Here is a 16,928-nt window from a genome sequence, read left to right on the forward strand (position 1 = left end):
TGCCTGTACGCGTATCAAAGCGGTACGCGTACAACCGGGTGTTCCTGGATGCACATGGCGTCTTCGTGCAGCGTGAACTCCAGCGCCTTGTCGCCGCCATCGCATTCTGCGATGAACCGGGACAATGGGCCTAGAAATTCACGAAACTCTTCGCCCGTGCAGGTAGGAAGATAGGTGGTGAGTACGCGCGGGTCGTAGTAGCGAAAAGCCAGTACTTTGCCGTCTTCCGTTTGTACGCGCAGGAACTTCTTGAGGTGAAGGCGTTGCTCGGCCAGCGTGATGTCAGTCTTGGCAATGGTAAAGATACCCCATGCCTTGCCCCAGCCGCGCTTCAATAGTTCGGTGGTCGCTGGCGAGTCGGCGGGCAAACGCACGAGATAGGGGGCCGCCGCCTGTAGCCGGGGGTGAATCTGGCCTGAAAACAGGCAGGCATGCTCCAAGCCACTGGCACGGATAAGTGTAACAATGTCGGGATCGCGCGCTCCATCGAGTATCCAATGGACGTGCCAGCCTTCCGGTTCGGTGTTATCGGCCCAAAGCTTGTCGATCAGGGGCTGTAGTGTGACATCACTCATTTGATGACTCCTGTACTGCTCGCATTTTCTCGCAGATCTCGCAGAACGGCGTTCCATCGACCGCGGCCTGTTCCAACGTATCAGCCTGCGCAATCTGATTTGCCTCGGCTTCCGCCGACTCTTGTGCGGCCTTGCGCGCCGCCTCGCATACCTCGCAAAATGGCGTGCCATCCTTGGCGGCTGCCTCAAGCGCTTCCGCCTGCGCAATCTGGTCGGTGTCGGTTGCCGACAATACCGATGCAACGCTAGGGGGAGTTTCGCTGGACACCGCGGTGGTCGTTGTCGCCGCTGGTTCCTGCACTGGCGGTGGCATGACGGATGTTGCGTCGGTTAGCAGCGGCAGGGCGGCTACAGCGGCATCTGTCGCGCCGGCAGTTGTTGGAGCGATCAGCCGCCCAGGGGCGCCCAGACGGGTATTTTCCTCTACGACCACCACGGCGCCCGTTGCCATCCGGCGCGCGAGTGCGTGCTGCCAACCGTCCACGCCCGAATGCGCGTCGGCCAATGAGGGGCCGGAGCGTTGCAGGATCGATTTGAGTTCGGAGCGCGCACCTGGTTCGCCCAGCCAGTAGCGCAAATAGTCGAAAGCGTCGACCGCCGAAACAAAGCGCCGCCGGGTACCCATCGGCTGCGGCCGGCCCGAACCATCGAGGCAGAAAGCAGTGTGTTCGGGTCGCGCTGCGGAATGGTAGAACAGCACGCGTGCCGGATGGCGCCAAAGGCTAGCAAGCGGATGCTGCATACGATGAAATCCCGACAATGAAATCGATTCGACACACTTTCTTCGTTGTCAATCATATCCCAAAATCAAGGCCGGGGCCCCGAGTGGGAAATTTTAGTTCAAGTCGCAGACAATTCTTCGCATAATTTATATTATGTCAAATGACTTTTCGTGCTAATAAGAAATTTATCTTTCCTTGATTTCAACGAAAAAATAATTTGTTGCTTGTGAGTATAATGCGACACTTGGCAACATTTATTGATCTTATCACAATGACCTATCACCTTTACCAACACCCGGTTGACCTGTTCGGCGGCGTTGTCATCACTGACGATGATCTCTACGACTGGGTTGCGTCGGTATCGCCAGTTCATACCAACGAGCGCGGCTATGCTTTGTACGTTCAGCGCTACAACGTGGCCGATAAGGTCCGCACGTCGAAGCTTGCGCGCACGTTCGACGCCATTACAGCCCGCCGCCCACCGCCATATCATGCGCGGCTTGCTCTCCACCAGATACTATAAAAAAACCCGGCACAGGCCGGGTTTCTTCATTTCTTGCGGCGCTTGAACTGGCCGTTTGCCTTGCGTGCTGGCGTTTTTTTCTTCTTGGTCATGGTTTCACTCCGGTTTTCACTTCGATAGTCATCAGGCGCCGCTCTACCGCCAGCGCCCACTTCATCAGCCCCAGGCCACCCGCCAGGACGCCCGAGCTTGTCACCAGCCCGAATACCTGTACTACGATTTCGAACGTCATGGCGGCCCGCCTTACTTCTTCTCTGGGATGAAGACAGCGCCCAGCGCCAGGATAGCGCCGGCCGCCTTGGCGGACAGGTCAACAGTGCTCGACGGCACGCCGAACAGCATCGCCAGGGCCGACAGGCCCGCCCAGGTGGACGGCTCTTGCAGCCGCGATACGAGTTTTTGCAACATGGTGTTTCCCTTCTTGGTTAATGGCCGCAAGTGCAGCCGGTTTGGTTGTTCAGCAGGTACAGCGCGGCCAGGGCGGCCAGGAAGTACCAATATTCCGTTTTCATTTGAAGACGCTCCCTATGAACGTGCCGGCAGGACAGGCAAAGGAGGCGTCCCAGGTGCGGCCCTCGCGTAGCGCCTTCTCGCACTCGGTTTCGTTGGTGCGCGGGATGCCCAGCAGGTCGCCAGCGTCTTGCACCTGGTCGGCGCCCCACTCCCCCACCGCTTTAACCGGATGCTCTGCGACGGCCGCGATTTTGTCCTTGAAGTAGACGAACGCCAGGAGCGCCAGGACGACGCCGACGCCGGCAACTTCCGCGTCAGTCTTTAGGCCCATGCGTTGAACTCCGAGCCGTCCCCGATCAGCGTGTCATCGTAGGTGCCTTCCTGCACCTGGTCGCCCCGGATCGCGTCCAAAGGGTCGCGGGAGGACGGGAAATTGGTCTGCGAGGTGTTATTGCGCACGCCGCCGATGACCGATTGCAGGAAGCCCGTCACGGCGCCCACGCCCACCTGTTGCCAGCCGCTGCCGACGTTGCCAGGCATGGACGTGACGCCCCCGCGCACCGGGCGCGTTTGGCCGGCGATTACGCGGCCCTGGTTATTTTTTAGATACAGGTAGCCCAGCACGGCGGCGCCGATGATCAGGGCGTTGTTGTTGTCACTCATAGTCAGCTCCGTTTGCATTGGCTTTCGCCATGATGGTTGTGTAGTAGTCCACCGTTTCAGGCGGCGCCAGGTCCAGGCCCTTGCGGGTCACGTTACCGATGCCCCAGTTGTACGCGGCCAGGGCGCCCGCCCAGGTGCCGGCCGACCGGTACAGCTTCGCCAGGTAGCGCGCCGCGCCGGGAATGGCGGTGTCCGGGTCCAGGGCCGCCGCCTGGCTCCCCAGCTCGTCCACAGCCGTCGCCGGCATGAACTGCGCGATACCCATTGCGCCCACGCGGGAGCGCTTGCTACCGTCGATGATCGCCGGGTTGTAGCGCGACTCTTTCCACAGCAGCCATGCCAGGATTTCAGCCGGCACGCCGAAGGTAACGGCCGCCTGTGCAATGGTTTCCTGGTACGGCGCGCTGCCGGTCGGCCAGCTCGATACTCTGCTCATAATTTCCTCAAATCCGTCTTCAATGATGTTCGATTCGTCGTCGCCGGCCGTGCTGCCGTCCTGGTGCGTCACCGCATACACCAGGAGGCCACCCACGACCAGGGCAACGGCCAGCGTTTGGTTATCCATTACAGGAGGGTGTACAGAACGGTTTTCTTCGCGCCGAAGTTCGCGCCGTTGTTCTGGTTCAACCAAAGGCCCTTGCCGGCCGGGATCTTCACGCGGTAGCCCAATCGGTCATTGATCTGAGTAAGAGGCCCGAGTGCGTTTTGACCGCCCGCCGAAGTAATCATGATTACGTCGCCGTCCACGTCAGAAGCTGGTGCGGTAGCCTTTGCCACAAGCGTGCAGGTGTACGCTCCGTTGGTCGTAAGCACTGCCGACACTTCGGCAAATTCAACATAGGCACCATTGGCGTTTGCCGCAGCAGAGAACACCACTGCGTTTGTAAGCGTAGTGACGACGCTATCGGAAAATGAATTCGTATATTGCACGGTGGTCCCCGCTATGTTGAGTACCTGCGCCGGGTCCAGCGTGACAGGCACGCGGTTGGCGGTGGTGTTGTTGATTCCCAGGCTTTGCGTCGTGTCCAGTGTTACCGGCACGCGCTCTGCGGTCGTGTTTGTCACCTTGACGTTGTTTGCGAAGGTCGCATCCAGGGTGAACTTGTTCAGCGTGTTGGCGTCGTCAAACTCGCCCGAGCCGATGATGATGTAGCCGGTCAGAGTCACGGCCGGGTCCAGGGTCGATACTTCCCAGTGCGTGGCATTGGAGCCAGGCGCCAGGCGGAAGCGTTGACCAGGGCGCAGCACGATTTCGGCGCCCGTGTTCGGCTTTACCTTGATCCGCGTGTCGCCAGACGTCGGCGTAGGAACGCCCGACTCATAAACGAAGAGATCGGCCGGCACATCGAACGCACGCACGGCGGCGGCGCCGGTTCCCAGATTGAATACATAGCTTTGCATTTTTTGTCCTTGTTATTTCAAAGCGAAGGCCACCGCCACGGCGCCCGCCGCGATGATCGCCGTCATTACCATTTTCGATTGGCCGCCGTCCTTGGCATCCTGCATTGCCGATTGCGTGGCGCGCAGTGCGTCGCTGGCAAAGCCCAACGTCGCCGCGCTACTCGCTTGCGACATGGCGCTTTGCTTGCCCACCGAGTCGAACGCCATGCCGATTGCCTTTAGGCCGTTGTCGCTCTCCTTCTTGAGCACATCGATTGCGCCCGCCACGCCCAGGCCCGCGACATCAAACGCCTTGCCCGTCATCGATCCGGCCAGGGTCAGCGATCCGTTGACGCTGCCGTAGTCGGTGTTGGTGTTCACCGTCGTGACAGAGCGGTTGCTGTTGTCGGTGAACTTCGTTGACGAATCCTTGGTGCTGTTGTCGGTGAACTTGGTAGACGAATCCTTGGTGCTGAAGTCCGTGAAATGGGTCGATGCGTCCTTGGTGCTGGAATCCGTGAAAGTGGTCGACCGGTTGCTTCCGTCCGTGAAAGTGGTCGAGCGGTTGCTGTTATCGGTGAACTTCGTGGACGAATCCTTGGTGCTGCTATCCACGAACGAAGTCAGCGAACTGGTCGTGCTGCTGTCGATGAACGAGGTCAGGCTCGACGTGCTGCGGTCGATGCTATTGCCGCTGCCGCTGATAGCAACGGCGGCATCGCTGGCTACGTTCCGCTTGTCCTGGTTGTAGGTGTTGTTCGTCGTGCTGCTGGTCGTGTCGGTGCTGCTGTCGCTTTCGCTGTCGCCACCGAAGTTGTACGGGTTGGCGCGGCCGGTCATGTGCAGCAATCGCAGTTGGTCAGGACGTAAAATCATTTCTCGATGTTCTTTCGTAAGTAGTAGGCGCCGCCCTCTTGGCGCGTCACCTGGTAGCCGTGCTTCTGCGCCTTGCGGACCAGGCCGCGCCGCTCGGTGCGGAATCCGATCCACTGGAAGCCGGCTGCCTGCGCATCGACCAGCGCATTGATGGCACCGGTCAGATCAAAGGCGGCGCGGCCGGCCGCCGCCATGATCCACAGGTTGACGCCCAGTTGAGCCAGGACGTAGGCGGCGACGGTTTCACCCGCCGCCGTCACGATCTTGTAGGCCTGGCCGGCCGCGATCACGTCGGCCAGGCTGTAGCGGTTTTGGCTGTCGGTCTTCGCCGACTTCAGGCCGGCCAGTAGTTCGGCCGCCTCACCAGGCGCGCATACAAGCGCCCTCACTTGCGCCTCAGCAGCAGTAGCACGGCGGCGCCGATCAGCAGCATGTTTGGGTTGAGCCCTCCCAGGCTCCCCAGTAGCCCACCGGATGCCGGCGACTGCGCCGCCTGGTTGGCGCCGCTGTTGCCCTCTGCCTTGACGGCGTTTCCGTCGCCAAAGTTGATGACCCAGCCCGAATCATCGAAGTTGAACGGCGTGTTGGTGGACGTGTTCACGCCCGCGCTTGACGTCGCATTCGACGGACCACCGCCACCGGCAGACACGGACAGGTTCGGCATCACCATATGTCAGCCCTTCGACACAAGGTAGATCACCGCGCCGACAGCCAGCAACGTCATCATCTGGCGTTGCTGCGCCTGCGCCTGTGATTGCGCCGTCGCAGCCGGGTTTTGCAACTGGCCGCTTGCGTAGGCGCCGCCCACCATCTGACTGATTGCTCCTTGCGCGGCGCCGACGATGCCGCCAGTCAGCACCGCATTCCAGTCCGTAGAACTTTCGGCGTTGCTGTTGAACATATCGGCGCCCATGTACGGCGCTCGGTTGGCGCCGTAGATCGCATCATTGGTCAAAGACATGGCGCCCCCCTTACAGGTTGGTCACGGTGTCCAGGACTTCCGCAATAACGGTCATGGCAGCGCCGCCCGCATCGGTCAGGTAGCCGTTGAACTCGAAGGCGTCGAACACCTGGCCCGATTCGGTGTTGCGCAGGGTTGTGATATGCGCGTCGTGGTTGTCGTCCACCAGGAAGTCAGCGACGAACAAGCCGGCCTGTGGCACTTTCTTGAAGTGAGTTTGGTCGAAGCGGTTGTCCAGGTCGGTTTGATCGAAGAACACCACGCCGTTTTTCTTGCATTCCAGGCGGTTGACGTTGCCGTTCGTGGTCGCGCCCCAGGCAGTGCCGCTGTAGAAAATCCACAGGCGTTTCAACAGGGCGCCGCGCAGGTTGATCGGCAGGGTCACGCGGCCCGAAACGGTTTGCGCCACCGAAAACGGCACGAACTTTTGCACGATCGGGTTTTTCTGGCGCTGCTCGTAATAGCCGACGCCAGCGACTACCGGCGCCACGGCGCCCGCGTTTATGTACAGCTCGATGAACACCTCGCCGATGGCGACGAGCGTCATCAGGTCCAGGCCGCCGATTTCCTTGACCGGGAAAATGGCTTGCGTGCGCTCGGTGAAGTCGATCAACAGGTATTTCAGGTTGTCGGCGCCGTTTTTGTAGTTGTTGATGGCCTGGATCTGCGCATAGGTCAAATCCCAGATGACGCGGGCGCCCACCTTGATGCGGATGCGGTCGATCTTGGTTTTGTCGAAGGTAGTACCCGACAGCGCCAGCTTGACGCCGACGAGGGTAAATTCTTCCGGCGCGATGCGGATGGTAGCGATCTGGCCAGGCGCGACGCCTTGAGCTTGTTGCAGGGGTTTATTGAACATATTATTTTTCTTATCCGATCAATGCGGTTTGTACGAGGTTGCGGGTTACTGGGAGCTGGTTCAGCACCCAGATGACGGCCAGGGTCATGATTGCGCTCTTGACGGCGCCTTGAATGTCACCCATGGCTTAGGCCGGCAGGAACTTGTCCAGCGGGTTCGCTGGCATGGCGCCGTTGACGTACTTGGCGACGCCGACGACGGCCAGGATGAACAGGGCTTGCTTGATGTAGGTCTTCATTTCTTCCTCAGTAGGGTTGGGTGTTGGACTCTTGAACGAGTTTTTTTAACGCCGGTATCCGGGACACAAGCCAGGCGCTTATCACGATTGCGGCCAGAGTCGCTATCGTTTCCTGGCTGAGTTTTTGGGGCGTAGGCAAAAATTTAGTTATCTGCATAGGTCCGAAAGTTAACCGGCGCCCCCCGCAAAAACCACCCTTCCCCACGCCTCTACGGATACCCCTACCCCTAGGTAGAAATTCAGGTCACTTTCTCCCGCTTAGGACTACGCTTTTGTAGCGTTTTCACCCCGCCCGGCTCTACGCGGTGTTGCGTCACGCGGCCGGCTATGGATACGTTCCCCGACTCGATGCGGCGATCCTCGCGGTGCCACTCCAGGAAATGCAGGTCGGGCAGATCGTTGATCATGTCCGGGGAGACGTTCATTTTTGTGGCGATGGCCTTGCGGTGCGGTTCCTCGCCCAGCCAGCCGCAATGCACCAACGTGGCGTTCGACAGGAAGGATTTATCGACCTGTGCCGGGAACTGGCTACAGCCGATCACCCACACGCCCTCATGCCGGCCCGAGTTGCACATGCGGCGCCAAAGCGGCGGCCCCCAGGACGCGGTTGTAAAGTTCGACAGCTCCTCAACCAGGAAGGCGCAGTTGCCCGCGCCGTAGGCCAGGCGGCACGCCAGGCTGAATATCTTGGCGAAGTGGTCGGCGGTGCAATCCTTGGGGAACACATAGCGGACGGCGAACGGCTTATTGGCGCCGGCCGCCGTGACGATGCGCGCCAGGTCGCCGGCATTGACGGCCGGCGCGAAGGCGCCGTATTCATCCTGCGGGTCCAGGAACACGATGCGCTTAGGTTTGAGCCGGCGTAGCTCCGACTTGATCCACAGCCCTTTACCGGTCCCGGACTGGCCCATGACGGCCCATATCTGAGCCTTATTCTCGACTGCCATCGCTGCCCCCCTCAAGGCGCGCTTTTTCCTCCGCTATGGCTTTCTCCTTCCGGCCCTTGTGCGCCAGGTAGCCAGGCGCGCAGAACATGCCCGTTGCAAGCAACAGCATCAGTTCCGGGGAGTCGCCCACGCCCGACAGCCCGTACTTGTCGGCCACCGGCACGATGGCGTGCGCCAGTTCCATGCACTTGGCGTCCGAGTAGTTCGGCGCCGTCTCGGGGAATACCGCCGTGATCGCCCAGGCGATGACCTTGGGGACCATGAACCATTCCATGGCCCTGGCATTCTCGTCCGGCGCGACGATCTGGCCGCGCTCGTCCAGGTTGCCGGACGCTGCTGCCTCCGAGTGGGCCGCCGCGCCCGCGTCGATGGCCGCGCCCTCGCGTACCAGGGCTTCGGCTTCCTGCGGCGTCATGCTGTCGCTCCGAACAGGCCGTCAAACAGGCCGGCGGCACGTTTTGCGGGCGCTGGCGGCGCTTCCGGCGCTTGTGGCGCCGCTGGCACGTCTGCCGGCCGTTCAGGCGCTGGCGGTGCCGCTGGCGCATCCTGTGCGCCCTTTTCCGGCCGGGTGATCGCCAACAGGGCGCGGGCCTGGTCTTCGCTTCGGGTGTGGAGTTGCACGCCGCACGCGGCGCAGTGGACGTATGGATAGGCGGTTTTCTCGCCCTTGTCCGTTTTGATCTTGACTTGTGCCGCCGTATGGCCGCACGAAATTGGGCACGAGACGCGCCCCAGGGTTTTGGATGCCATGCTGTAGTTTCCTATGGTGCCGGCCCCGGTAAGGGCCAGCTATTGGAAGGCCGCCCCCCGCCTTATGGGCAGGGGGCGCCGGGTTTGGTCACCGTCATTTAGCCGTGACGCGGGATGACCAGCCGCGACTTTCTTACGCGGCCTTCAGCGCCGCTACGATGTCGTCGCCCTTGGCGTTGATCGCGGCCATTACGGCCACGTCCGACGCTTCCAGGGCGCTATGCACGGTTTCGGTCAGGCCGGCCAGCACGCTTTCGTAGTTGCCCACCTTGGGAATACTGGCGATGACTTCCGCCACCTGGTCGGCGGTCATGACCACCTGTTCCACGACGGTCGGCGTTGCCACCTTGGCCCATTGCGCCATCGCGGCTTCATAGCCGTCAATGACGCTTTCCAGTTCCATTTTCAGGCCCTGGTAGATGCCGTTGCCCTCGTAGCGGACATTGTTATCGGCGTCCAGTTTCACTACTTGGGACAAAATCCACTTCAAACGTTCATTCATTTTTTGTTTTCCAGTTTTAACCGCAATTCATCAAAGTCAGCGCGGAGGCGGTCTATCTCCGAGCCAAAATCTAACAACGCCTCTGACAATGCCTTTGGCGCGAAGGTCTTTTGTGTGACGGTCATAGACGCAAGCGCCGCCAGCATTTTTTTAAGCATTTCTTCCCCTTGATTTTTCGGATGCCGGTATAGTCCATACCGTTTTTTTCCGCGTTTCTGCCGCGTCCAACTCTGCGGCGAACCACTGCGCCCCGGCAACCTCAGCCGGGACGAAATTTTTTTGATATTCGTCCGACTGGAACCACTCGTCATCGAACTGGGCGACTAGTTCGCCCGGAACGTGGGCAAACCACGTCATACGGCATGGCCCGACTTCAGGGCCGTCCGTACAGTTATTTACAGGGCTCCAAGAACTGCGAACTTCAAAAGCGGTCTGCACGCGCTCCCAGGTGTAGCGCACCGATGCGTACACGTCATCCGGTGCGGCCTTGGCATAAATGCCGGCCGGCGCCATGCCTTCGCGCACGCCGTAGCGGCCGTTGATCTGTTTGTCTTCCAGCCGGATAGCGATCTTGTAATCGCGCCCCATGCATACGCCGCCCTGCGCCCGTATGTAGTCGCCATAGTTCGCGGCGTGGATCAGTTCGCACTCACCCGTTTCCAGGTCGGCGGCGCTGTAAACACGTTGGGCCGCGTCCCAGGCGGCGCGCACGCGGGCGCATGCCTCGGCTACCGCACCAGCCGGAATCCGGCGCAGTTCGCGCCACACCGTTACAGGCGGTTGGCCGATTGGCTGAAACTGACGAATGCCCCACACACCGGCCCATGCGTCAACGCGCTGACTCGCCTTGCGCACGTTGTCATTGACGATGGCGAATTTCTGTACCTGGCCGTTTTCGTCTACCACCTCGTCATGCGCATCCTCGGTGTCGTCGTCAATATTTTTGCTGATGTACTTGGCGATGTACGCGGCAGCGCTGCCCTTGGCCGCGTCGATCAGCTCAAACTGTACGCGCTGGCTTTGCGCGCCTGGCTCGTCGCCGTCCTCGGCCAGCGCGTAGCGCTCCACCAACGAACAGAACCAATCCACCTCACACGGGCGCATGAATACCAGGCCATGCCAGTGCACGCAGCCGTCATGATGTGGCTCGGCGATGCGGAAGCCATACGGTTTGATGTTGACGCGGCCATAGGCGGCGCGAATCTTCGCCCACGTTTTTTGCAGGTAGGTCTGCACGTCACGAGGCGCATAGTCGTCGTAGTTCGGATTGATGACGCCGGATTTTTGGAGAACGGCGTGATATTTCGATGGCGCGGTAAGCGTGAAAAAAACGCCGACGGGGCCCTCCTCGTTCGCAACGTCCTCGCAGCCGGCCAGGCGTAGCATCAGCTCACCGCGCCGGATGCGCTTGTTGCTGGTTCCCTTGGCGGCAAGCGCATCGAGCGCGTACTCGGTGCCGTGTTCGTTGCGCATGGTCACGGATTGCAGCGCCGCCTTGTTGCGCGCTACCTGGCCCAGACGGCGCGCTACAGTCTCGTCGCTGGCGTATGCGCCCGCCCGCACGGACACGAAGCCCAGCCGCACCGCCGCCGCCTCAAAGGCGCGGCCGTGGACCTTGCGCAGGTTGCGCCGCCACCATGCCGGATCGGTGCAGCGCGCTATGGCCTCGATGTCGCCCATCTTTGCGCTTGGCGGTTGCACGCCACGGATGGAGCAGATGAACAGCATGCGCGCCCGTAGCGCCTCGGTGCTGTGGATCGTGGCCGCGTTGCTGGCGCAGTCGTTCGCGTAGCGCTCGGCCAGCACGCACAACTGGGCGTCCGTGGAGTCCAGCGGCATGGGCGCGCTGGTCACGTCGTCCAGCATCGCGGCTAGCGCCTTGTAGCGCTTGGACTTCGCGCCGCCCTCGCCCGACAGTGCGGCCGACAGTTCGGCGTATGCACGGCGGCCCCAGCGCGCCGGAAGGCCCGCGACTGTCTTGACGCCCTTCTCTTGCTGAATTACTGGCATTAGTGCAAGTACCCCTGCACGTTCGTGGAGCGGCCGGCCATGCAGCGCTGTATCAGTTCCATCGTGGCGATATGCTGGCCGATGGCAAGGCGGATGTGTTCGCGGTCGGTGTCGTTGAAGTCGGACAGCGCCAGGTCGGCGCATTCCTTGCCCAGACCCGCAACGCCCACGGCGCGCTGGCGATCCCGCAACGGGATTGCTTCCCACCAGTTGGCGCGGTTGTCCTCGGCGTTGCCGATCTTGTCCATTTGCGCCAGTGCGTCGCGCTCGTTGCGGGTCGGTGTCTTCATCAGCGTTTGCGCAGCAGTTGGGTTTCGATAAGGCGCTCGATGACTTGGGCTTTGTTCTTGCCCTTGGCCGCTGCCCACTCGTTGAAAGCGGCCAGCGTTTCGGCCTTGATGTTGACAGTCATGGCAACGACGCCGTGACGTTCGCGGAAGCGGCGCGCACGCTCGGCGGCCTTCTCGCGCTGGGTTGACTTGACCGGGACCGGCCCAGCCAGATCGCAGGAATCCCCCAGCAGATCGGACGTTTTTGTATCGTTCGGCTGGCGCATCGTCAGACCCTCGCGCCGATGTGTACAGCTTGGAAGTCGCTTTTTCCCAAGCCCTGCTTTACTTCGAACTCGCCCGCCCATTCATCGTTGAAGCGCGGCTTCCCAGCGATCACGAGACGCACGTTTTTGATATCGTCAAGGCCGCTTTCGTAGCCGTCCGTCAGCACTGGCATGTCGCCATTAAATTGGGCCAGCAGACCTATCAGTTCGCGCACCGTCACATGTGGATTGAGTGACGACATGATCAGCCTTTCAACAGGCCCAGCGCCGACAGGATCGGGCCGGCAGCGATCAGCAAGGCACAGCAGACGCACAGTGCAGCGTTTTGCAACACTGTTTTAGTGGGTGATTTGTAATCTTGTGTAACAGACATGTTGCCCCCTAGGCATTGTCGTTATCCCCAGGCAGAAAGTCGGAGCGGCCCGGACAGTGCCGGATTGCCTAGGGAGCGAAGAGAAAACCGCCCGACAGCCGTAATGTACTCGCAAGCTTTGAAGTACGTCAATGTGGTCGAAGCATCAAAGGCTCGAAGGTTGCTATGTCAAGGGGCTTGACGTATTCTCTGTCTATCCCACCTACGCCTAGGCGGGCCTAGCCCTAGGAAGCGACTATGAACACTCAGGAATATCTCGACGCGGTTAAAAACCGCTTAGGAATTGACAGCGATTACGCGCTAGCGAAGCGTCTTGGCATTCGCCAATCTACGCTCAGCGGCTACCGCGCTCGCAATGGTCAGATGGATGATGAAATTGCCGCGAAAGTGGCTGATTTGCTGGGGATTCACCCCGGTTTGGTCATGCTCGACATGCACCGCGCACGTGCAAAAACGCCTGTTGAGGCGTCAATCTGGCAAGACATTTACGCGGGTTTTCGCGCACCGTCGCTGCACGCTAAATCAAGCTTGGGGAACTCCCCTGCTTGGTAGCTGACGGTTATTTTTTTAGCACGAAGGTCTGAATAATTTATATTATGTCAAATAGATAGAAGTGTTTAAAAACAAAGCATTATCCTCACGAAGCGCCTAAAGGCAAATCTTTAGACGTTTGAGCGCTGACTCTCCACAGCCTCTAATTCCAACGTCTGTCTGAACTTTTGGCTTGAATGTTTTTGCCTGCCAGCTCCGTCTAAAGAATTTGCTCGAAGCTAGTACCCGTCTTGGGCTTTCTTAATCTCGCTATGCCGAAGGATTCTCCGGCTCGGGAAGCGTCAAATATATCGCGCCATAGAAGGCTTGCGCGCGGTCCCGGGTCAGGTCCGCCAACTTGGTCGAGCTACCGGTCCCGACAATCAATAATTTCGCGCGGCTGCCAAGAGCCAAATTGGTGGCGTCCCTGCACGCCTTTAACGCGCGCAACATGCGAATGCCTTCCGGCGAATCCGCCCAGGCGTAGACGTTTTCGATCAGCATTACCAACGCTGTCCCGCTGCTTGTGGTTTGGAGGATCAAATCGTTCAGATCACTGGATTGCCCCGCGCGTCCGCCGACTCTTGTTTGAATCGCGGCTGCCGCTGTCACCCTTTCGAGCACGTCGCGGCCAGAAAATTCATGCGCACGCAAGCGCATGACTTTGGCGCCCGAACCAAGCAAACGTTTCTCCAGCGCATCGAGAAAACACGCCTGCAAACCGGTGTGCGTGCCCACCGCGACAAAGACACCTGACTGATACCCTTGGTCGAGCACGGCCCCTGACAACATATCGCGGCAAAGTTCGGTGGCAAATCGATTGAGAGCAATGTTCGGCATCGGTTTGACGGGAGCCTCCTACATCTGGATGGGCACGCTGATGATGTCCCGCGCCACGCAGACGCCATCCTTAATTACGTACGCTTCGACGTAGTGGTCGCCGCCGAAGGACGTCGACTCTACCAGCGATTGGCCGCCGCGGTCGGAGACGATCTGTCCACGTAGCATTTTTCGCCTTTCGGCCTCGGGTCCGGCATTGCGTACCTTCCACATCAGCTCATAAGGTTTGGGCACATCACACGACTCGATATGGAAACGCAGGTCGCGGCCGTGTGCAACGAGCTGCGCGCCTGCAAGTATGCGTTTGAGCAGGCCGATCGTTTTGACCTCGCAATCGATGGACAAGTCATATGAAACATCCACCGGGAACAGCTCCTCGATGAACTGTTCCCCTGGAGCCCGCTCGCTGTGAATGGAATCCGATGCCATGGCCTTTTCCAGCTGCACCTGGTGCAGAGGGAACGACCTGCCGAACACCTCGCGCCAGAGCTTGGACTTTTTGGTCAGGGACGCTTCGTCCACAGCCTCCTGACATTTCGTCGCGGCCTTCTTCGCCTTGGTCTGAAACTTCCCTTTCGAGTGCACACGCTGGCCGCTGCCCGGCGCCGCCCAATAATCCTGATGGTCGAGGCCCCCGAGGTAGGCGAAGAACGTCGCCATCAGTTTGTCATAGGACGAGTACGTGGCGTTGTTGAACTCCTTGTGTTGACCGAAGAAGTTATAGACGAGCGTGTCGATCAGCATGCCGCTCATGCTGACACCATGGTTGTTCTTCCAGGCGCGCACCATCTTGCACACGTGCTTATAGTTCCTGTTCGTTTCACCGTTACGCTTTTCGACCGCATCCATTTCCTGGATTGGCTTGCACACCCGCCACGAGCCCCCGTTGTTCGCGTCCGGGAAGCGGTAGCCGTCGGCATCTTTGTCGATAAACGCCGGCAGGACTTCGACGACGAAGCCGCTGAATTTGATGACCACAACCTGCCCGTCGCCCTTGATTTCGGTTTTCGGGTACCGCTTTTTCAAGGATTCACGCACCGCCTGAAGTAGCTGGGAGGGGCCGTTATTCTGATAGCCCTTGTATTTTTCATAGAGCGACCATGGCAGTTCGATGACCATATCCAGGTCGCTGATGCCGTGGATCGCGGTGCGTCGGCCGTACGAACCGATCTGGCGGCGGTAAAGTACGTCGGACTCCAGATCCCGAAAGTCCTTGTTCAGACGCATCGTGATGTTCGCGTAGGCGGTCGAGATCGCGTCGGCGTTCTTGACGGTCAGGTTGTTGCGGAATTCTTGGAATAGTTTAGCGGTGGTCATGGCTGGCAGCTAAATATGTGAAGAACGGTGTTGAAGTGGCGCACCAGCCAGACGAGCGCGGCAAGGCTGACACTGATCGAAAACAAGGAAAAGCCCAGAGGCAACTTGTCACGGAGCAGCCTGAATTTGAGCTGCTCGTCCATCCAGCCGGTTTGCGCTTGCCAGAAGAATTTATAGTGGGCATACCAGTCACTCAGAAACAGTTGCTTCGGGATGCCCAGCCGCAGCGCTTCTTCTTGGATACTGCGGTGGTCGGCCAAAAATGCATCCAGATTGGCGCCCGCCGGCGCCGACTTCACCTTCTGATACAGCTCGCGCAGTTCATGCAACTTGCCCGTCAAGGCGGTGCCGGCCTGGTTATACTTGTCCTTGTCCGCCGCGTAGAAATTCAGGTAGATCGACGCGACGCCGATAGCGATAAAGGCTGCCGCGACCTGCTTTTCCTCAAACGCCGGCACGAACAACGCATAGATGCCGACCACCAGCGAAATGAGGCCGGTCCACCCTGGAAGTTTTTCCACCATGTCAAAGGTTGCGAGGTGCTTTTTGGCGGCGTAGCCGACGTTATAACCGGTCTCGGCGATCAGCCTGAGCAGCGCGTCTTGGTTCATTGTTCTTCTATTCCCCGAGTAATGTTTTCCATCAGATAAGGTTCAATGCTCATTTTTCAACCCTGGGCTGACCGACATCCTCCACGCCGCTGCAAGCGTGTTATCGCTTCTTGATCGACTGGGACGTGACGGACCCGGCCAACCGCTTGGTTACCGCGCTTGCGTTGGCGTTTTTGAGGGCGGCAGAGGCCTTCGCTTCCATCGCCTTGCCAGTCACCTTCGCTGTGCCTGTGCCAGTGCGCTGCCGGCCAAACTGCGCTGGATGGCCGACGCATTTGGATTGGACAACGTGCGTCCAGCGGTCGACGCGACCTTCCCGCCTGTAGATTTGCCTGCCATAAAACCTCCGTAAATACGCTGGATGACTATATGTAGTAGATTTTTACGCTATAGGCACTATAGATTGTGGATGAAATATTGCAAGAATTTTTCCTGGCAACGGAAATTAGACGCGCCAAGGTGATGGAAATCGGGCGAAAGCCGAGCGTCAAACCGGGAGACCGTTGGTCTAAATCATTTACCTTAATTCATATTAAGGTAAATAGTGTGTTTTGACAGGTATAAATATACCTGTTAATGTACTCACATCGATTTCAGGACACCGCATGCCACGCCCACCCTTTTCCCTCACGGATGACCAGGCCCGCGCGATTTCCGCCGGCGTCGCCCAGCTAGAACTCGACTATCCGATTGATCCCCAAAATCATCGGCCCTTCGTGCGCGCGTTCATCCGGCTGGTGCATACGGCAACCGGCCGCTTCTACAGCCCTTCCGTTTACCGGCGGTTGCTGGGCGCCTACGTGGAGCACCGGCGTCCGTCGACGTCCACGCTCGCTGCCGAAAAGGCCGCGCTGGCCGCTGAAACCACGCCGGTCGAATTGGCGTCCGAGGCCGCCGCACCGCTTGCTATGCCATCTGCCCTGCCCGCATTGATCGCTGACGCGGTCGCTGAGGCGATGGCCCAAAATCGCCGCGTGGACGGGGCCGCCACGGCCAAGGCGGCGTTTTACGCTGACCGTCTCCGCGAAACCGAGTTGGAACTGCGTACCGAGCGGGCCAACGCCGCGCAGTTGCAGGCGGCGCTGAGCCAGTCCCGGCAAAGGGCTGTCGAACAGTATAGTGGATCCCGAATCTGAGACGATGGTTTAAGCTGTGGTCCGTGAAAGGATGACAGCAAATGAGTGAAGGAAAAAAACGGCGGGTGCACACGGCGGAGTTCAAGGGCAAGGTCGGCCTGGAGG

General features: G+C 59.6%; 28 protein-coding genes. 3 read left to right on the forward strand and 25 right to left on the reverse strand.

What is annotated here, in order from left to right; translation table 11 throughout:
- Window positions 1-14 precede the first annotated feature (14 nt).
- Window positions 15-575: a DUF4123 domain-containing protein gene (locus tag KVP70_RS25800; protein WP_217945276.1), complete on the reverse strand. Its 561-nt coding sequence runs from the start codon at window positions 573-575 to the stop codon at window positions 15-17.
- Entirely contained in the window at window positions 568-1,317 is a 750-nt protein-coding gene (locus KVP70_RS25805; protein WP_217945277.1) for a hypothetical protein, read from the reverse strand. Before KVP70_RS25805 ends, KVP70_RS25800 begins: the two co-directional genes overlap by 8 nt.
- A gap of 224 nt (window positions 1,318-1,541) precedes the next feature.
- Between KVP70_RS25805 and KVP70_RS25810 the strand changes: the two genes are divergently transcribed.
- Window positions 1,542-1,820, forward strand: a complete 279-nt coding sequence (locus KVP70_RS25810) for a hypothetical protein (RefSeq protein WP_217945278.1) — start codon at window positions 1,542-1,544, stop codon at window positions 1,818-1,820.
- A gap of 88 nt (window positions 1,821-1,908) precedes the next feature.
- On the opposite strand, the gene KVP70_RS25815 is transcribed toward KVP70_RS25810, so the two are convergent.
- The 20 genes from KVP70_RS25815 to KVP70_RS25910 all read right to left on the reverse strand — a co-directional run bounded on the left by KVP70_RS25815 (window position 1,909) and on the right by KVP70_RS25910 (window position 12,257).
- Window positions 1,909-2,052, reverse strand: coding sequence for a hypothetical protein (locus KVP70_RS25815; RefSeq protein ID WP_217945279.1), 144 nt, complete (start codon window positions 2,050-2,052; stop codon window positions 1,909-1,911).
- Window positions 2,053-2,063: 11 nt separating this feature from the next.
- A complete protein-coding gene (locus KVP70_RS25820) occupies window positions 2,064-2,228 on the reverse strand; it encodes a hypothetical protein (protein ID WP_217945280.1) in 165 nt (54 codons plus the stop codon).
- A gap of 100 nt (window positions 2,229-2,328) precedes the next feature.
- Entirely contained in the window at window positions 2,329-2,604 is a 276-nt protein-coding gene (locus KVP70_RS25825; RefSeq protein WP_217945281.1) for a hypothetical protein, read from the reverse strand.
- A complete protein-coding gene (locus KVP70_RS25830) occupies window positions 2,595-2,936 on the reverse strand; it encodes a hypothetical protein (RefSeq protein WP_217945282.1) in 342 nt (113 codons plus the stop codon). The genes KVP70_RS25825 and KVP70_RS25830 overlap by 10 nt, the downstream gene beginning before the upstream one ends.
- Window positions 2,929-3,501, reverse strand: coding sequence for a lytic transglycosylase domain-containing protein (locus KVP70_RS25835; protein WP_217945283.1), 573 nt, complete (start codon window positions 3,499-3,501; stop codon window positions 2,929-2,931). The genes KVP70_RS25830 and KVP70_RS25835 overlap by 8 nt, the downstream gene beginning before the upstream one ends.
- A complete protein-coding gene (locus tag KVP70_RS25840; RefSeq protein WP_217945284.1) occupies window positions 3,501-4,337 on the reverse strand; it encodes a hypothetical protein in 837 nt (278 codons plus the stop codon). The genes KVP70_RS25835 and KVP70_RS25840 overlap by 1 nt, the downstream gene beginning before the upstream one ends.
- Before the next feature lie 12 nt (window positions 4,338-4,349).
- A complete protein-coding gene (locus KVP70_RS25845) occupies window positions 4,350-5,156 on the reverse strand; it encodes a hypothetical protein (protein WP_217945285.1) in 807 nt (268 codons plus the stop codon).
- Between the two features lie 32 nt (window positions 5,157-5,188).
- On the reverse strand, window positions 5,189-5,581 hold the full coding sequence (locus KVP70_RS25850) for a hypothetical protein (RefSeq protein ID WP_217945286.1): 393 nt from the start codon (window positions 5,579-5,581) through the stop codon (window positions 5,189-5,191).
- Complete coding sequence (locus tag KVP70_RS25855; protein WP_217945287.1) at window positions 5,578-5,862, reverse strand: hypothetical protein; 285 nt, start codon at window positions 5,860-5,862, stop codon at window positions 5,578-5,580. Before KVP70_RS25855 ends, KVP70_RS25850 begins: the two co-directional genes overlap by 4 nt.
- A 3-nt stretch (window positions 5,863-5,865) precedes the next feature.
- A complete protein-coding gene (locus KVP70_RS25860) occupies window positions 5,866-6,153 on the reverse strand; it encodes a hypothetical protein (protein WP_217945288.1) in 288 nt (95 codons plus the stop codon).
- Window positions 6,154-6,163: 10 nt separating this feature from the next.
- Complete coding sequence (locus tag KVP70_RS25865) at window positions 6,164-7,012, reverse strand: major capsid protein P2 (protein WP_217945289.1); 849 nt, start codon at window positions 7,010-7,012, stop codon at window positions 6,164-6,166.
- A gap of 477 nt (window positions 7,013-7,489) precedes the next feature.
- Window positions 7,490-8,197: a hypothetical protein gene (locus tag KVP70_RS25870; protein WP_229225091.1), complete on the reverse strand. Its 708-nt coding sequence runs from the start codon at window positions 8,195-8,197 to the stop codon at window positions 7,490-7,492.
- Window positions 8,181-8,612, reverse strand: a complete 432-nt coding sequence (locus KVP70_RS25875) for a hypothetical protein (RefSeq protein WP_217945290.1) — start codon at window positions 8,610-8,612, stop codon at window positions 8,181-8,183. Before KVP70_RS25875 ends, KVP70_RS25870 begins: the two co-directional genes overlap by 17 nt.
- Window positions 8,609-8,947, reverse strand: a complete 339-nt coding sequence (locus KVP70_RS25880; RefSeq protein WP_217945291.1) for a hypothetical protein — start codon at window positions 8,945-8,947, stop codon at window positions 8,609-8,611. Before KVP70_RS25880 ends, KVP70_RS25875 begins: the two co-directional genes overlap by 4 nt.
- A gap of 133 nt (window positions 8,948-9,080) precedes the next feature.
- Entirely contained in the window at window positions 9,081-9,449 is a 369-nt protein-coding gene (locus KVP70_RS25885) for a hypothetical protein (protein WP_217945292.1), read from the reverse strand.
- Window positions 9,446-9,607 (reverse strand): hypothetical protein, encoded by a 162-nt coding sequence (locus tag KVP70_RS25890; RefSeq protein WP_217945293.1) that lies wholly within the window; start codon window positions 9,605-9,607, stop codon window positions 9,446-9,448. Before KVP70_RS25890 ends, KVP70_RS25885 begins: the two co-directional genes overlap by 4 nt.
- Window positions 9,600-11,459, reverse strand: coding sequence for a replication endonuclease (locus KVP70_RS25895; RefSeq protein ID WP_217945294.1), 1,860 nt, complete (start codon window positions 11,457-11,459; stop codon window positions 9,600-9,602). The genes KVP70_RS25890 and KVP70_RS25895 overlap by 8 nt, the downstream gene beginning before the upstream one ends.
- Complete coding sequence (locus tag KVP70_RS25900; RefSeq protein WP_217945295.1) at window positions 11,459-11,749, reverse strand: hypothetical protein; 291 nt, start codon at window positions 11,747-11,749, stop codon at window positions 11,459-11,461. Before KVP70_RS25900 ends, KVP70_RS25895 begins: the two co-directional genes overlap by 1 nt.
- Entirely contained in the window at window positions 11,749-12,015 is a 267-nt protein-coding gene (locus KVP70_RS25905) for a hypothetical protein (protein ID WP_217945296.1), read from the reverse strand. The genes KVP70_RS25900 and KVP70_RS25905 overlap by 1 nt, the downstream gene beginning before the upstream one ends.
- A 2-nt stretch (window positions 12,016-12,017) precedes the next feature.
- Window positions 12,018-12,257, reverse strand: coding sequence for a hypothetical protein (locus KVP70_RS25910; protein WP_217945297.1), 240 nt, complete (start codon window positions 12,255-12,257; stop codon window positions 12,018-12,020).
- Window positions 12,258-12,625: 368 nt separating this feature from the next.
- Between KVP70_RS25910 and KVP70_RS25915 the strand changes: the two genes are divergently transcribed.
- Window positions 12,626-12,940 (forward strand): hypothetical protein, encoded by a 315-nt coding sequence (locus KVP70_RS25915; protein ID WP_217945298.1) that lies wholly within the window; start codon window positions 12,626-12,628, stop codon window positions 12,938-12,940.
- Window positions 12,941-13,189: 249 nt separating this feature from the next.
- Here KVP70_RS25915 and KVP70_RS25920 read toward each other — a convergent pair whose 3' ends face one another.
- Genes KVP70_RS25920 through KVP70_RS25930 form a run of 3 tightly spaced genes read right to left on the reverse strand, consistent with a single transcriptional unit; the run spans window position 13,190 to window position 15,687 of the window.
- Window positions 13,190-13,759, reverse strand: a complete 570-nt coding sequence (locus KVP70_RS25920; RefSeq protein ID WP_217945299.1) for a hypothetical protein — start codon at window positions 13,757-13,759, stop codon at window positions 13,190-13,192.
- A gap of 18 nt (window positions 13,760-13,777) precedes the next feature.
- On the reverse strand, window positions 13,778-15,076 hold the full coding sequence (locus KVP70_RS25925) for an SMODS domain-containing nucleotidyltransferase (protein ID WP_217945300.1): 1,299 nt from the start codon (window positions 15,074-15,076) through the stop codon (window positions 13,778-13,780).
- Entirely contained in the window at window positions 15,073-15,687 is a 615-nt protein-coding gene (locus KVP70_RS25930; RefSeq protein ID WP_217945301.1) for an SLATT domain-containing protein, read from the reverse strand. The genes KVP70_RS25925 and KVP70_RS25930 overlap by 4 nt, the downstream gene beginning before the upstream one ends.
- A 605-nt stretch (window positions 15,688-16,292) precedes the next feature.
- Here KVP70_RS25930 and KVP70_RS25935 point away from each other — a divergent pair.
- Window positions 16,293-16,823 carry a hypothetical protein gene (locus KVP70_RS25935; RefSeq protein WP_217945302.1) on the forward strand — a complete coding sequence of 177 codons (531 nt, stop codon included), beginning with the start codon at window positions 16,293-16,295 and terminating at the stop codon, window positions 16,821-16,823.
- Window positions 16,824-16,928 lie beyond the last annotated feature (105 nt).

It is taken from the genome of Duganella violaceipulchra (genome assembly GCF_019166075.1).
Lineage (GTDB): Bacteria > Pseudomonadota > Gammaproteobacteria > Burkholderiales > Burkholderiaceae_D > Rugamonas > Rugamonas violaceipulchra.